Consider the following 14,672-nt stretch of genomic DNA (forward strand, 5'->3'; position numbering starts at 1 on the left):
AGTTGTCTCCTTTGTTACAGAAATTGCTTTGTTGATTAATACTATTCGCTAGCAAATGAGAAAAGTTGCAGAAACTTATTAGATCTAAAAATAGATTCGGTTAATTTGTCTCAGTTTTTTATTCTTGCAACCATTTAGATAAGTCTTTTTGGATAAGATCTTGTAACTTCAAAATGTCTTCTTTATACACTTCAATAAGTTGTTTACGAATGTCTTGTGCAAGAGGCGGCGCTTTTTCTAAATTATTATTATGTAGATTCAGCATAACGTTGCGACGTAAGCTTGTAGGAATGAGTGGTTTAAGAAGTGTCTTAACAGGATGACTTTCTGCTCTTAAAAACTCATGCAATGCTTTATTCTTAGGGATTCCTGAAACGTTATGTCTAGCAGTTGTATTAGGATTGAATGTATCATCTATGCCAAGAAATTGAAAAGAATCTTGCAAGATACTCAAAGGATTTGAAGTAAAATCATCATAAAGATAAACTTTGATTTGCTCTTGAGGAAATAAGTCAAAATAGCGCTTAACTTGATGATAGTAAAATCCCATATGCTGATAATAGTAAATCGGCACCCAGTTATTTTGTCTGCGCCACTCTTCTTCTGCAAGAGCTTGAGAAAAGTCTAAGTCAGGCTCAAGTCCATCTCGCTTCTGAAAAACAAACGCAGAGTATGCTCTCTCAACTGGATTACGTAAAATAGCAATGAGCTTTACTTCTGGTATGTAATGCCGAATTCGTGCGGCTGCTTTGGGAATATACAAATACAACGCAGATGCTTCACCAATCGCTGTTTCTTTTGATTCACGAAATTGTTGTTGATAAGCCTCAAGATTAGTAATTGCAGTGCGATTTAACCATTCATTCTCACCTGCTGTTCCAGCAAAGTTTACCTTTTCTCCTTCAAAAGCAAAAAAATGTGGTTCTTTTTCAGAACTCATGAAAACTTGTGGATGCTGATTAATATAGTTATATAGTGCAGTTGTACCTGCTTTAGCTGCACCGATAATTAGAAAATTGGGCATTTTCATAGCTAGTAAACTTCCTTGTTCAAAACCCGTAAAATATAGTCGAGACAATTTAATATATAGACTTTTTTATATATTCTTAAAACTATGTACATAGCAGATTTTTTACGATTTTCATTACCATGATTGAATAAGTATTCTTTTAAAGACCGATACAAGAGTCACGATTTTAAGTAAAAGTAAACAGATCTAGCACTAATTTCCATTTTCTCCCAAGGTGAAATACTAGATAAATAAGTTTTGATAGCAAGTGTATCTTCAGGTGTAATTTTGCCAGTTTTTCGAGCAATACCAATACCACGAGAAAATAGCTTGTTTGTGTATTTTGCTAAAAATGGCCATTTTTCACGTAAGTTATATGCGGTTAAGATGGCTACTCTTGCTACTAGATGTTGTTTGTCAGGTTTTTCAGTGTAATTATTACTGCCGTGTAATCTTAAATAGGCTAGTTGGTTATCTAGAAAGTAGCCTTTACTTAAAGCTGCAGCTGCAATTTTTAAATAGTTATCGCTTGTGATTCTGATGATTTCAGGCATGGGTAAGATTTGCTGGAGAAGCGATCGCTCAAAACACAAACCAGAGGTAGCTGGGCTGTAAAATGGTAGCTTTCCATCATTTTTCAGTTTTGCTCTAAAGTCACACACGCGCGTGCCGCTTTCACGACTTAGCTTGATGTACTCACCCGTTTTTGCCTCTACAAATCGTAACCGATGAAAACACCAGCCAATATCTGAGTGTTGATTAAATATTTTGACTATCTCTGTAACTTTTTCTGGAATAAATACGTCGTCAGAGTCAAGCATACAAATAATATCGCCGCTGCTTGCCTTAAATCCGGCATTGAATGCAGATGCTTGTCCGCCATTTTCTTTAAGAACAGGAATGATTTTATCTTGATAACTTGCAATGACTTCACGAGAGTTATCGATTGAGCCATCATCCACTACAATAATTTCAATGTTGGTGTAAGTTTGACTTAAAACACTTTCTATGGCTTCAGGTAAAAAGCGACCATAGTTGTAATTATTGATAATTACACTAACCAAAGGATTCAAATTTGCTTCGCTCATGTTCTTGCTTGCTTGAAGCTTAAGTTAATGGCTAATAAAGCTGTTTTCAAACCAAATTTGACTGTTTTTTTGTTAATTCCCCAAGTTGGAATTTTTAGTAATAGCATAAATAAGTCTTTACTAGAACCATTTAGCAAATAATAGTTTCTAGCATCCATTGAATCAAAATAAGAAACTACTGGTTTTTTATTGTGTTCTTTTAATTTTGAGTTCAAAAAAGACTCTATTTTAAAAATGAATTCTTTGTTCTTTACTTTTGATTTTCCATACCAATTGTTTGCATTATGAAGTCGATATTTCGCTAACACTTGATCAACTCCATAAACTTCTCCTATCAATAGAGCTGGTCGAACAATAAATTCGTCAGCAGAAGTAAGTACGCCTTGTTCCGGAATTGGAAATATTTGTTCAGCGAGTGCTCGACTCATGGCGATCCCACTTGTAGGCGAAGCTGCGTAAGGAAAAAATCGATATTGACAAGTGTAGTTGTATAAATTCGCTGGCAAATTGTAAGGAGACTTGGGTAATTTCTGACCTAAAGGTACTCCGTTTTTATCGATACATTCTAGCAAGTGGTAGAGCATTACATAGGAATTCTCTACCATTTTACTCAACAGTATATTACAGATTTCCTGAACCTTGTTTGCATAGAAAATATCATCTGAATCTAAGAAGAAAATGATATCTCCTTGTGATGCTGCAAACCCAGCATTAAATGCAGAAGCTTGTCCGCCGTTTTTCTTTATGATAGAAATAATTTGACTACCATATTGGGCAATGACTTGTGGTGAGTCATCAGTTGAGCCATCATCAACAACAATAACTTCAGTGCGAGAATACGTTTGGTTAAGGGCACTATCGATAGCTTCTTTTAAGTAACAACTATAGTTATAGTTGTTGATAATTATACTTACTAGCGGAAGCTGGCTGTCAGCATTCATGAGTCTAGCTATCCAAGTAAGGAATTTAAGATGTTCGTATTCCTAATCTTTTCCCAATTCGCGGTAAAATTTCATTGGGTTTTTTTGAAAAATATTCGAGTCGTTTTTCAGCTTTATAATACTCGCGTTTGACGGCGACTAACCCTTGCTTATATACAGGAAGTTTTCGCAAATATTTCTGCATTAATTGCCGCAAGCGGATAGCATTTTGACCGCTATTGATATCATTAACTGTTTTTGTGCCTGAGATTTGACGATAATTGCCCCAAATCTCATCGACATATTTCACGTTTGCTACTTGTACAGCTTTTAGAAGAAAATCGACATCCATAGCATAGTGTTCATCAACTTCATAAAGTCCTACTTTTTCATGAAGTGATTTGTGGTAAAAATAAGCCGATGGATTAAAAGGAAATGGGTTAATGTTGTAGCCAACTAAAAGATCAGTAATTTTCAGTCTTTTTGGTCTATTGATTCGTTTTAGATTGTTATCATCATCGAGAATATTGCAGTTACCAACAAGTAGACTCGGTTCCGGTAACTTGTCAAAGATTGCTGATATGCGATTTAACACATTAGGCTCATAGAAATCATCAACATTGAGGATTGCAATAATATTGCCTTTTGTCATGGCAATTCCTTTATTCATTGCATCTGATTGTCCTCGATCTTTTTCTGATATCCAACGAATATGTGGATAAGATTGAGCAGACTTTTTGATAATGTCTACCGTCGCATCAGTTGACCCACCGTCAACAATAATATGCTCTATATTTGAGCATTTCTGGTCAACAACAACTTTAATACAATCTTTGATGTATTTTTCGCCATTGTACACTGGCGTAATGACGCTGATCATGGGTATGTTTTGTCGCTTTCTTTTAGAGATTCGTGTTTGTATGTGATATTACTGATGCTGCACAACACTTATACCACAACCAGGCATCAATAGTTAAAAAATAATAAAGCCACGCACAACAAGTGCTATGGCTTGGCTGCAACACTAGATTTATCTTCGAGTTGTTATTGGTGCATTCTCTTCTACAGGGAAGTTCTTTTCGTTGGCGTACTCCTTCGCATAGTAGAAGTAGCTGTCTGACTCGTTTTCGGGAATAACACCATTGACAACTAAGCCGAGGACATTTTGTCCTGATCGCTCTAATGATTCTTTAGCAGCGGCTGCACTTGAAGAGTCTAAAACACCAGGGCGTGCTACTAATAAGACACCGTCTGTCATTTTACCGAGCGTCACAGCGTCGGCTGCTAAGACTAAGGGTGGTGCATCAATGATGACAAAGTCATAGTTATTTGTGAAGTATTGCACCAATGAAGCCATCCGTTTTGAGTCGAGAAGTGCCATAGGATTGGGAGGAATGACTCCTGCACTGAGCACGTCAAGTTTGGGGATCACTTCTGTAACGACTGACTCAAACTCAGCTTGCGAGACAATCACATCACTTAAGCCTGCAGCGTTTGTCAACTCCCAAATATGGTGTTGTAGCGGATGACGCATATCTGCATCAATCAGTAATACCTTACGACCAAGCTGTGCCATAGCAGCAGCTAAATTAGCAGATACAGTTGATTTACCTTCCTTAGGAACAGCACTTGTGACAACAATCACCTTCAGTGGCTTATCTGAACTGAGAAATTTTAGGTTGGCTTGCAGCATTCTGTACGCTTCGCTGATTGGCGATCGCGGTAGATTAATCACCGGTAACTCAGGAATTGACCATTCTTGATTGCGCCGGTTGGCATAACGTTTGCCAAAGTAAGGAATTGTCCCTAATAGCGTATAGTCGAGTCTTTCACGAGCTTCGCGTAAGGTTTTAACAGAGCGATCGCTTAATTCTAAAATGCATATTGTCAGAATTGCTAATATGAGCGCTAACACGTTGCCTAACGCTAAAATCATCGCTCTTTTGCGCACTGATGAGTTTTCTGGCACAGTTGCAAATTCAATGATTCGGGCATTACCCATATTTTGGTTTTCAGCTACCCTAACCTCTTGTAATCTCCGCAACAAAGTTTCGTAGGTAGATTGGGCAGCTTCTAAACGTCGCTCTAATTCTCTTTGCGTTTGTTCTAGTCGAGGCAGAACATTGATTCTTTGCCGGTAGGCACTATAGGTGTTATTAAGTGAACTGAGACGACTTGTTAAACCTAAGCGCTGAATCTCTGAATTAACATAATTTTGTGTCAATTCCTGCCTAATTTCACCCATTTGTAAATTGCTAGGTGAAACTTCCGTTGCTGCTGCATTGCCAATTGCGCCTTGTACGCGCTCTTCTAGTAAAGCTCTTAAGGCATCTCTCCGTTCCTGTAAGCCTAAAATTGTGGGATGCTCTCCAACAAAGCGAGTTTGCTGTACAGCTAATTCGGCTTCTACTTGTTGATATTCGGTGAGAACTTTTTGTATTCCTGGCGATTGATTCAGTGATGTGAGCGTAATTCCTTCTTGGGGATTCATGCCCACTTGTTGTTGAAGGGTTGCGCTTCTTGTTGTTGTGTCTGCGAGTTGAGCCTGAGTTTCCGTAATTTGATTTTCTAGTTGCTTGACTGCTGCTACTGCTGTTTTTGCCTCTTCATCTAAAGCAACAACTTGATTTTGTTCTTTGAATTGACGTAGTGCTAGTTCGGCTTGGCGCACTGTTGCTTCCATCTGCGGCAATTGCTTAGCAATAAATTCTCCTGCCGCCGATGCTTCGGCTCTGTTTGTGATGATATTGTTTTCTATGTACAAATTCATCACTTTGTTAACAACTGCAGCCGCTTCTTCTGGATCTTCGCTTTGATATGATATCTGCAACACATCTGTCAAAGGAACATTTTTGGCGTTAATTCTAGTTGCCAGTGTCTGTGGCTTCATTAATGAACCACCACTGTTTCTCAGATTAAGTGCCGAGATCGTTTTTTCTACAAAAGGTACAGAACGAATAATCTCTATTTCTGTATTCAGAGGATTGGCTTTTGTTGCTATTGCTTCTAGCTCGCCAACGTTAATATCTTTTAAACCAGAGATTGCTGTCGTTCTATCCGCTCTTTTGAATAAGAGCTTGCCTTGCGCTTCGTATACAGGTCGTTGCATTGAAGCAAGTGCGGCTGCTGCAGCTACAACAACGCCAAATACACCTGCCGCAGGTAACCAGCGCCGTTTTAAAATCAACCAAACTCTTTTCAGGTCTATGTCGATAGTTTCGTTAGATTCCATAACCGACTCATCCATATATAAAGGGCGGACAGGTGTGTTTTGCCAATCAGCCTATCGTAGCTTTTTAAAAATGTCCACGTTGTACTGTGATCAGCTATACACTACTACTAGTAAATTTTCCCCGTAGATCTGTGTAGATAATTATACCAGCTTGTTGAATTGAGAATGGGGAAACATTAAAAGATCATTATAGTTAATTCATTGCGTTTGTTTTTCTTGTACCTAAGACAAATTTACTCAAAATAAAGTAAAGGATGACAGCAGCGATAATACCGTTAATTGGCTTAATCCCTGGTGCAGTCCAGGCGATCGCTGAAGCGATAATATAGGCAATAATTCCTGCCCAGTTAAATGGTGGTTGGCTTTGATCTAACAACGGCGGAAATTGTCCTCTGCGTAACAACCAATAATCTGCCATGACAACACCTCCGATGGGAGGAATAAATGTGCCAAGCAAAATCAAGTAAGGAACTAGTAAATTATAAATTCCACCCCAAGCCAAGACTAAAGCAACAGTAGCACCACCTAAAACAAAGGCAGTACGCTTGTTGGTGCGAAACATATGCGCGCCTGCTACTGAAAAAGCGTAGATAGTGTTGTCTTGTGTTGTCCACATATTCAAGAACAACAGGATTAATCCCCAAAACAGCAATCCTTGCTGAGCCATGACTTGTACAATATCTTCGTTGCCATAGACTAAGGCACAAAAAGCACCACTAAAAATCAGCAAGCCATTGGCAAGGAAAAAAGCAGCCAAAGTACTCCAAAACGCTGTACGCCCATTCTTAGCAAAACGACTCCAATTTGTCGCTTGAGTTCCACCAGAAACAAAAGTACCGACAATAATCGTAATCGCTTCGCCAATTCCGAGTTGCTCTGTGGGGACAATTGCTTGTAAACCAGTTAATCCACCAACATCTCTTGTGGCGATCGCCAAACTCCAAAACATTAAAATCAGCATTGCAGGAACAGCAATCCGACTCAGCCAATCCATCGCCTGATAACCAATATAAGCAGTCGAGCAGAAAAAATATGTAAAGAAAAGGACAATCAACCAATTAAAAGAGCTGGGAACTCCAGCTAATTGATTGAGCAAGTCTGCCATTAATGCTGAACCCCAAGCATACCAACCAATTTGGGTAAAGCCCAACAGAAAATCTACCCAACGCGAGCCAACGCTACCGAAACTAAAGCGTGCCATCAGCACCGTACTTAAGCCACTACGCGCGGCGATGTAGCTGAGTAATCCTGCATAAAGACCTAACAGTAGATTACCTGCCACAATCAAACTGACTAGTTCGGGAAAGCGAAATGCTGGACCAACTCTACCTCCGGCGAATAAAGTCCCAGAATATAACGTAAATCCAATTAGCAAAGGAGCCAATGACCAGATCGATTTACGAGCGTCTAATGGGACAGCACTAAGAGGATAATCCTCATTAACTTGCGATCGCGCAGCTAGTTGTTCCGATGTGCTACTCATGAAAAACCACAAATTATTGTTGCAGATATCTTGACTCTGAGTGGCATCTAAGAACCGTATTCTAGTTGACCAAGAAGGAGCGAGGAGCGAGGGGAAAAGAAAAACATAGAGGAGAAAAGCAATTCTTTCAATCTTTTTACTCCCTCATCCCCTTGAATAGATGTAAACTAACTTGTGGAGACGGAAAGCTGCTTATACAGGCGAGCTGGGGGAGAAATTTTTACAACTAACGGCTACCCACTCTTTGACTCGCCCCTCGCCCCTCACTCCCACACTCCTTTTAAACAATTTCCCATTCCAGATTCTCTTGCTGTAAGAAATTATAGGTATCGTGGTCGTTAATATTGGTATCGCTGAGTTCTAGATTATAGAAATCGACGAAATCATGGTCAAAGTAAGGTCCAGCGTGCCAAGTACCAATTTCTAACTTAATAAAGCGATCGCCTGGAACTCGAAAAGCGGCAACTTTATCAAGATCTGGCTGTGCAGTATCACAGGGAGGTGCAACTGCTAGTAACCATTCTTTTCCTGCAAGTGAACCCAAACATTGAGTACATTTGAGGTGGCGGGTAATTGTCCGAAATTTACGCCCGCGTTGCTGCAAACGCATAATGTAGAAACGAGGAATGCCATTGTGCAATACTAACTGCGCATCAGTGGAGTCATAAGCTTTACCATCGCTCCTCGCAGAAATAACTTGACCATAAGACTGAAAGTTTTTTGGTGTAATCAATTGCGCGGTTAATCGGTTGAGCATAGCTGGAGCCATAAGTTAAACTCCTTTGTTAATCGCGATCGTCATGACTCAGTGAGTGCCAAACAGGCGATCGCCTGCATCACCTAATCCTGGCACAATATATCCACGATCATCTAATTTTTCGTCAATCGCAGCCGTATATATTGGGACATCAGGGTGTTGTTCGTGAAGGTACTCAATTCCTTCGGGTGCAGCAAGCAAGCAAACAAACTTCAAAGAAGCAGGATTCGTTGACTTCAAGCGCGTCACTGCAGCAGCAGCAGAGTGTCCTGTTGCTAGCATCGGATCGACAACTAACATATCGCGCTTATCGACATCGTGGGGTACTTTGAAATAGTATTCAACTGCGATCAGTGTTTTGGGGTCACGGTACAAACCAATATGTCCTACTCTAGCCGAAGGCATTAACTCTAACATTCCATCTAAAATTCCCTGCCCCGCTCTTAAAATTGAGACAATTACCAGCTTTTTATCTGGTGCGAGTACTGGCGCTTCCATTGTCGCTAAAGGCGTTTTAATCGTTTCAGTTTTGAGTGGGAAGTCTCGTGTCACTTCATAAGCTAACAACAAGCTAATTTCTTTTAAGAGGGTGCGAAATTTGGCTGTACTCGTTTCTGCTTTACGCATTAGCGTTAGCTTGTGTTGAATTAAGGGATGACTAATGACAGTTACTTCAGCTTGCATAAGGCGCTCAGATCAGGTTTTGAATAAATGGGATCATCTGTCTAATTGTCAATTGCCAGCCCCTAAAATACAGTGCCATCGCTGTCAATTTGAATCGGCGGAGTACCATTGCTTCTTAACTGTGCAGCCATTTTACGTCCTGCACTCCACGTTCCACCTTGGAGAACTTTAACCAGCGGTAATTCCTCAGCATTCATCCCCAACTTTGAACGGATGGTATCAGCAATATAATCCAATGAAATCACCGTTAAAGCTCGCCACTCAACAATGATTTCTGAATCTACTGAATGTCGGTGTTGTAATACGTCTGAATGTTTAGGCTGCAACAGTCCGAGATCGAGACATAAACCACCATTGCGGTACTCTGGCAATCCAGTTAAAGCATCTAGTCCAGTAATTTCTAAGCCTAGTTCTTGCAGGGGTTCTAGTAAAGAATAAGTTAGCCACTGCGAAAGTTTGTGAAAAGGTACTAATCCTGAACTCAAATTTTGAGTATTAGCGATCGCTGAGTGATGCCAGACATCACCGAGATTTATGCCAGCAATTTGTATACCTGTCCAAATCTCGCCTAATCCTTTTAACACTGTGCTAAAAACTGCCTCAGCCGCTATTTTCCCATGAGTCGCTTGTGCTAACAAGTAGTTGACTAATCCTCCAGGACGAGGGTTGTCATCGCCAAACAGTTGCGGACAATCGACCATTGTTTGTCCTAATCGACGCAACAATTGCAATCTACCAGGTAAACCTACTAAGGGGTTTTGATCGCTGATCTGAAAACCATCAGCAAGAGCGTTTTCTGTCAGTTTTTGCAAGCCCAACGCATTTGCTTGTAACTTGTCTGTATGACTTGAAAAAATCCCTTGACAAAACATTTGAAGACTGGCAACAGCTAGCCCTTCTGAGCGGCTGAACGTGAAATCAGTACCAGGTTCATGATACTGCCAGACTGCTCCTGCACCAGCATCAAGTAAGACACTGACAACAACTAAATCAAATTTTGCCTGTGCTTTGGCAATGGGTGTTAATTTTGATAATTGTTGCTCTAGTTGTGCTAAACGAGTCCCGATTTGAAAATGACGCCAACGGCTATGGAAAGGAATTTGTAAATCTGGATAATCTTCACGAATCACCTGAATGACATAATCTGCCACTCGTTCTAGCTGCGTCAAATCGCACCGAAAATGCTCTAGACGATTCTCACACCCTAAATCGAACAAAATGCCACAGCGATCGCGAATTGCTTTAGCTGAACGTAAATACGCAATTTCTTGTTTTTTCTCCCCCTGCATCCTCCACTCCTACTACAATCGCAAGATTAATCTAATCCCCGCCCTTTAATTTCAGCTAAAGTTGTTGTATCGGCGACTTCTCCGTCGGTATAGTATCCCGCTGCTTTTTTCGCTTCAATTTCTACCCGTGCATCTTGAGGAATCAACTCCTCTGGAATCGGGACACGCTCAACGATTTCAATTCCAGACTGGGTAACTGCATCGTATTTTAAATTACTCATTGATACCATGCGATCAATGCGCGTAATCCCTAACCAGTGCAAGACATCAGGCATCAGTTCTTGAAAGCGCATGTCTTGTACGCCAGCAACGCATTCAGTACGGGCAAAATAAGCATCAGCGCGATCGCCTCCTAATTGACGTTTACGAGCGTTATAAACTAGAAACTTTGTCACTTCTCCTAAAGCGCGTCCTTCTTTGCGGCAATAGATGATGACACCAGCACCTCCCTCTTGGGCAGTTTGCACGCATACTTCGATACCATGAACTAAATAGGGACGACACGTACAAATATCAGAACCAAAAACATCAGAACCGTTACACTCATCATGAACTCTCACGGCTAGAGGTTTATTAGGATCTGCGATCGCTGCCACATCTCCCACAATGTATACGGTAATACCGCCAATAGGTGGTAAAAATACTTCTAAATCAGACCGCGTGACTAACTCTGGAAACATACCACCAGTTTGCTCAAATAAGGCACGACGTAAATCGGCTTCAGTTATGCCAAAGCGTTTGGCAATTCCTGGTAAGTACCACACAGGATCAATTGCAGCTTTCGTGACAACTAGATCGCCACGTAGTTTAAGAACTTCACCATCAACGCGCAATCGTCCGGCTGTTACTGCGTCTTGTAACTCCGGCATATTAATATGAGCTTTAGTGATTGCGATCGTGGGTCGGATATCATAACCTTGCTCGTAGTAGGACATAAAGACTTCTCCTACCATTGCTCCGAACGGATCGAGTGAGACAATTTTTTCTCGATCTGCCCAACTTGGATACGGTCCAATTTGCTCTACAGGAGATGTGTTTGTCAGATCTGCACGATAGTCAGATTGCAGGACTCCTCTAGCAACTGCCAAAGCACGGTAAACTGCATAACTACCTGAATGAGTACCAATAACGTTGCGATATGCTGGATTTGTCAATGTCGCGATAATTGGACCGCGATTAGTGGGATCTGCGCTTCCCCAAGAAATTGGAATCGGTTTAGGTCCAAAATTACTGGGATGTGATGTGAGCACAATATGCCGAGGAACGTGCTTTTTGTTTGGCATAGTTATGAAGATAGTGTTTTAAATTAAAGCTATTGGCACTCAGCAATTAGCGTTTAGCTAACTGCTAATCACTTTTTTAGGTTTTATCTGTATAGCTGCGGCTGAGAACCGCTCAGTTCTTCTGTGTCAAACTGACATTGGTTTAAGTTCATCATGATAGAACTTTTGTCAAGGAGTTGCCAAGCAGGTATTCATCCTGTTTTGGTTTAAAGTTGCGACACTGTAAATCAGCAGGGCAGAGTGAAAGATGATGATTGATAGTGACTAAAGATTCTGAGATTGCTATATGCAAAAGCGATCGCATTTTAACTTGATGCACTCAAGCCGCGATCGCTCAATTTGTATTTAGGAGGGGTTTAAAACCACTTACGAGGTTCAAAATCTCTACATTCCTGACCCCTGCTTTAAATATCTTGTTCGCCTAACTCGCCCGTCATATAGTCAAACGGCTCATCTACAAAATTTGTGTCATTAACGCCTGCGGCTGCGACTTGCTCTTTAACAATATTCTTCATGATTTGAATACCTTGAATCGTTGGACCGATTGGTACTCCTAAAGAATTGTAAGTTTCGCGCAAACCTTGTAACACTCTTTCGTCTAAAACATCCATACTGCCTGCAACTAATGCATAGGTAGCATAGCGTAGGTAATAGTCCATATCGCGCAAGCAAGCGGCATATCGCCGTGTTGTATAAGCATTACCCCCAGGGCGAATCAGTTCTGGTAGTTCGTCAAACAACTGAGAACCAGAACGTTTGACGATTGCAGCTGCATTGCCATTAATTGCCGCTGCGGCTTGGACTCTTGCTGTACCTGTTTCAAAATAGGATTTTAGCCGTTCTATTGCATCTCGGTCAAAGTACCGACCTGCTACATCATAAGTTCCAATTAAAGTTGTTACCGCGTCCCGCATGAAATTGATCTCCGAATTCCTATTTGTGGTTTGATATTCTTGAGTTGATTTTTTGTACCTAGTATTTATGACTATGGTGCCTAAAGTATAGAAATAGCGATCAGGCAATTTACTCGCTACTTATGGATTCTATGCCAATTTGACTACCGATTTGAGATTGTAAATCTGAGATTTTATAAATGATGTTATTTTATGCTGCATCTTTTGATTGTCTTAGTTGGTGATTTTCAACTCCACAAGTCGTATTGTTAAGCAAAGGGAGTCAATCTCACAATCTTTCGCAAAGAATCCTAATAGAATCAGTAAAAACGATTTTTTGTATAATAAACTACAAAACCGCCCTTACTCTATCCTTAGGATGATCCAAAAGTGGCACAGTTTTAGTCTGAACCTAATAGCGGCAGCAGGATAAAAAAGTTAAGGAGTTACCATGTCTGAAAAAACCCCGCAAGATGTCTTGAAGATGATTCAAGACGAAAACATTGAACTGATCGATTTAAAATTTGTCGATCCCTTAGGTACTTGGCAACATCTCACGGTGCATGAATCGCTGATCGAAGAAGAAAGCTTTACTGAAGGGGTAGCGTTTGATGGCTCCAGTATTCGTGGCTGGAAGTCAATTCATGAATCAGACATGGCAATGCGACCAGATCCTGATACCGCCTGGATCGACCCCTTTATGGCAGACAAGACACTGTCATTGATTTGTACAATTTTAGAGCCGCGAACCGGAGAACTTTACGATCGCTGTCCGCGCGCGATCGCCCAAAAAGCATTAGATTTCCTTCAAGCGGCAAATCTTGGCGATACAGCATTTTTTGGTCCAGAAGCAGAATTCTTTATTTTCGATGATGTCCGCTTTGACCAAACTGAAAACAAGAGCTACTACTATGTAGATTCCGCCGAGGGTCGTTGGAATTCGGGTCGAGAAGAAGCAGGCGGTAACTTAGGTTATAAACCTCGCTACAAAGAAGGTTACTTCCCCGTCTCACCCACCGACTCGTTGCAAGATATGCGCAGTGAAATGCTGCTGACAATGGCAAAATGCGGTGTCGTGATTGAAAAACATCACCACGAAGTTGCTACCGGCGGTCAGTGCGAGTTAGGGATGAAGTTTGCACCGCTAATCAAAGCTGCTGACGATTTGATGGTTTACAAATATGTCATCAAAAACGTTGCGAAGAAATACGGTAAGACCGTCACCTTCATGCCCAAGCCAATCTTTAACGATAACGGTTCGGGGATGCATACTCACCAATCAATTTGGAAAGAAGGTCAACCCTTATTTGCAGGCGATCGCTATGCCGGTTTAAGCCAGATGGCACTGCACTACATCGGTGGTATCCTAAAACACGCTCCTGCGTTGTTAGCTTTTACCAATCCCAGCACAAATTCTTATAAGCGTTTAGTTCCTGGTTTTGAAGCACCTGTAAACTTGGCATACTCCCAAGGAAACCGTTCAGCTTCGGTACGAATTCCCATTGCTTCTAGCCCCAAGGCGAAGCGTTTAGAGTTCCGTTGTCCTGATCCTACCGCAAACCCTTATCTTGCGTTTGCGGCGATGTTATGCGCGGGTATTGACGGTATCAAGAACGAAATTGATCCTGGCGATCCTTTAGATGTAGATATCTACGAACTTAGCCCTGAAGAGTTGGCAAAAGTCCCCTCAACCCCAGGTTCTTTGCTTGAGGCTTTACAAGCACTCGAAGACGATCACAGCTTCCTCACGGCTACTGGAGTCTTTACAGAAGACTTTATCAACAACTGGATTACCTACAAGATTGATAAAGAAATCAACCCAATGCGGCTGCGTCCTCACCCCTACGAGTTTGCCCTCTACTATGATGTCTAGTCTCTGTTGCTGAAATAACATTTTGCCACCTCATGCAGGTGGCTTTTTTATTGCTCATGAAGTCGTCAGGTTTGACATTGGGCGAGAAAAGATATCTCTAAGTTATGGCGAACATACATATCTAAAGGGATATGAGACGATGAGTAAATTCGTTACAATTA

Annotated in this window: 12 protein-coding genes; 1 reads left to right on the forward strand and 11 read right to left on the reverse strand. The window is 41.1% G+C overall.

Annotated elements, in window-relative coordinates; genetic code table 11:
* Positions 1 to 118: 118 nt before the first annotated feature.
* From CSQ79_RS04080 to apcB, 11 genes are all read right to left on the reverse strand, one after another.
* Entirely contained in the window at positions 119 to 1,030 is a 912-nt protein-coding gene (locus CSQ79_RS04080) for a sulfotransferase domain-containing protein (RefSeq protein WP_099699926.1), read from the reverse strand.
* Positions 1,031 to 1,188: 158 nt separating this feature from the next.
* Complete coding sequence (locus tag CSQ79_RS04085) at positions 1,189 to 2,097, reverse strand: glycosyltransferase family 2 protein (RefSeq protein WP_099699927.1); 909 nt, start codon at positions 2,095 to 2,097, stop codon at positions 1,189 to 1,191.
* On the reverse strand, positions 2,094 to 3,038 hold the full coding sequence (locus CSQ79_RS04090) for a glycosyltransferase family 2 protein (protein ID WP_099699928.1): 945 nt from the start codon (positions 3,036 to 3,038) through the stop codon (positions 2,094 to 2,096). The genes CSQ79_RS04085 and CSQ79_RS04090 overlap by 4 nt, the downstream gene beginning before the upstream one ends.
* A gap of 25 nt (positions 3,039 to 3,063) precedes the next feature.
* Positions 3,064 to 3,897 (reverse strand): glycosyltransferase family 2 protein, encoded by an 834-nt coding sequence (locus CSQ79_RS04095; RefSeq protein WP_099699929.1) that lies wholly within the window; start codon positions 3,895 to 3,897, stop codon positions 3,064 to 3,066.
* 150 nt (positions 3,898 to 4,047) lie between these two features.
* Positions 4,048 to 6,249 (reverse strand): GumC family protein, encoded by a 2,202-nt coding sequence (locus CSQ79_RS04100; protein ID WP_099700284.1) that lies wholly within the window; start codon positions 6,247 to 6,249, stop codon positions 4,048 to 4,050.
* Between the two features lie 193 nt (positions 6,250 to 6,442).
* Positions 6,443 to 7,732, reverse strand: coding sequence for a cytosine permease (gene codB, locus CSQ79_RS04105; RefSeq protein WP_099699930.1), 1,290 nt, complete (start codon positions 7,730 to 7,732; stop codon positions 6,443 to 6,445).
* Between the two features lie 280 nt (positions 7,733 to 8,012).
* Positions 8,013 to 8,501 (reverse strand): ureidoglycolate lyase, encoded by a 489-nt coding sequence (locus CSQ79_RS04110; protein WP_099699931.1) that lies wholly within the window; start codon positions 8,499 to 8,501, stop codon positions 8,013 to 8,015.
* Positions 8,502 to 8,537: 36 nt separating this feature from the next.
* The gene (gene upp / locus CSQ79_RS04115) at positions 8,538 to 9,173 is read right to left on the reverse strand and encodes a uracil phosphoribosyltransferase (RefSeq protein ID WP_099699932.1); all 636 of its coding nucleotides are present in this window, start codon (positions 9,171 to 9,173) and stop codon (positions 8,538 to 8,540) included.
* Between the two features lie 62 nt (positions 9,174 to 9,235).
* Positions 9,236 to 10,462: a URC4/urg3 family protein gene (locus tag CSQ79_RS04120; protein WP_099699933.1), complete on the reverse strand. Its 1,227-nt coding sequence runs from the start codon at positions 10,460 to 10,462 to the stop codon at positions 9,236 to 9,238.
* 26 nt (positions 10,463 to 10,488) lie between these two features.
* Positions 10,489 to 11,745, reverse strand: coding sequence for a GTP cyclohydrolase II (locus CSQ79_RS04125; RefSeq protein ID WP_099699934.1), 1,257 nt, complete (start codon positions 11,743 to 11,745; stop codon positions 10,489 to 10,491).
* Between the two features lie 404 nt (positions 11,746 to 12,149).
* Positions 12,150 to 12,659, reverse strand: a complete 510-nt coding sequence (gene apcB, locus CSQ79_RS04130; RefSeq protein ID WP_099699935.1) for an allophycocyanin subunit beta — start codon at positions 12,657 to 12,659, stop codon at positions 12,150 to 12,152.
* A gap of 430 nt (positions 12,660 to 13,089) precedes the next feature.
* Here apcB and glnA point away from each other — a divergent pair, with 430 nt between their 5' ends.
* Complete coding sequence (glnA, locus tag CSQ79_RS04135; RefSeq protein ID WP_099699936.1) at positions 13,090 to 14,511, forward strand: type I glutamate--ammonia ligase; 1,422 nt, start codon at positions 13,090 to 13,092, stop codon at positions 14,509 to 14,511.
* The last annotated feature ends 161 nt before the right edge of the window (positions 14,512 to 14,672 follow it).

Origin of the sequence: Gloeocapsopsis sp. IPPAS B-1203, from assembly GCF_002749975.1 — a bacterium.
In the GTDB taxonomy this organism is placed as follows: Bacteria; Cyanobacteriota; Cyanobacteriia; order Cyanobacteriales; family Chroococcidiopsidaceae; genus Gloeocapsopsis.

Coding starts and splice junctions, on each gene's coding strand:
- CSQ79_RS04080 (WP_099699926.1), bottom strand. CDS start 1,030: ATGAAAATGCCCAATTTTCTAATTATCGGTGCAGCTAAAGCAGGTACA.
- CSQ79_RS04085 (WP_099699927.1), bottom strand. CDS start 2,097: ATGAGCGAAGCAAATTTGAATCCTTTGGTTAGTGTAATTATCAATAAT.
- CSQ79_RS04090 (WP_099699928.1), bottom strand. CDS start 3,038: ATGAATGCTGACAGCCAGCTTCCGCTAGTAAGTATAATTATCAACAAC.
- CSQ79_RS04095 (WP_099699929.1), bottom strand. CDS start 3,897: ATGATCAGCGTCATTACGCCAGTGTACAATGGCGAAAAATACATCAAA.
- CSQ79_RS04100 (WP_099700284.1), bottom strand. CDS start 6,249: ATGGAATCTAACGAAACTATCGACATAGACCTGAAAAGAGTTTGGTTG.
- codB (WP_099699930.1), bottom strand. CDS start 7,732: ATGAGTAGCACATCGGAACAACTAGCTGCGCGATCGCAAGTTAATGAG.
- CSQ79_RS04110 (WP_099699931.1), bottom strand. CDS start 8,501: ATGGCTCCAGCTATGCTCAACCGATTAACCGCGCAATTGATTACACCA.
- upp (WP_099699932.1), bottom strand. CDS start 9,173: ATGCAAGCTGAAGTAACTGTCATTAGTCATCCCTTAATTCAACACAAG.
- CSQ79_RS04120 (WP_099699933.1), bottom strand. CDS start 10,462: ATGCAGGGGGAGAAAAAACAAGAAATTGCGTATTTACGTTCAGCTAAA.
- CSQ79_RS04125 (WP_099699934.1), bottom strand. CDS start 11,745: ATGCCAAACAAAAAGCACGTTCCTCGGCATATTGTGCTCACATCACAT.
- apcB (WP_099699935.1), bottom strand. CDS start 12,659: ATGCGGGACGCGGTAACAACTTTAATTGGAACTTATGATGTAGCAGGT.
- glnA (WP_099699936.1), top strand. CDS start 13,090: ATGTCTGAAAAAACCCCGCAAGATGTCTTGAAGATGATTCAAGACGAA.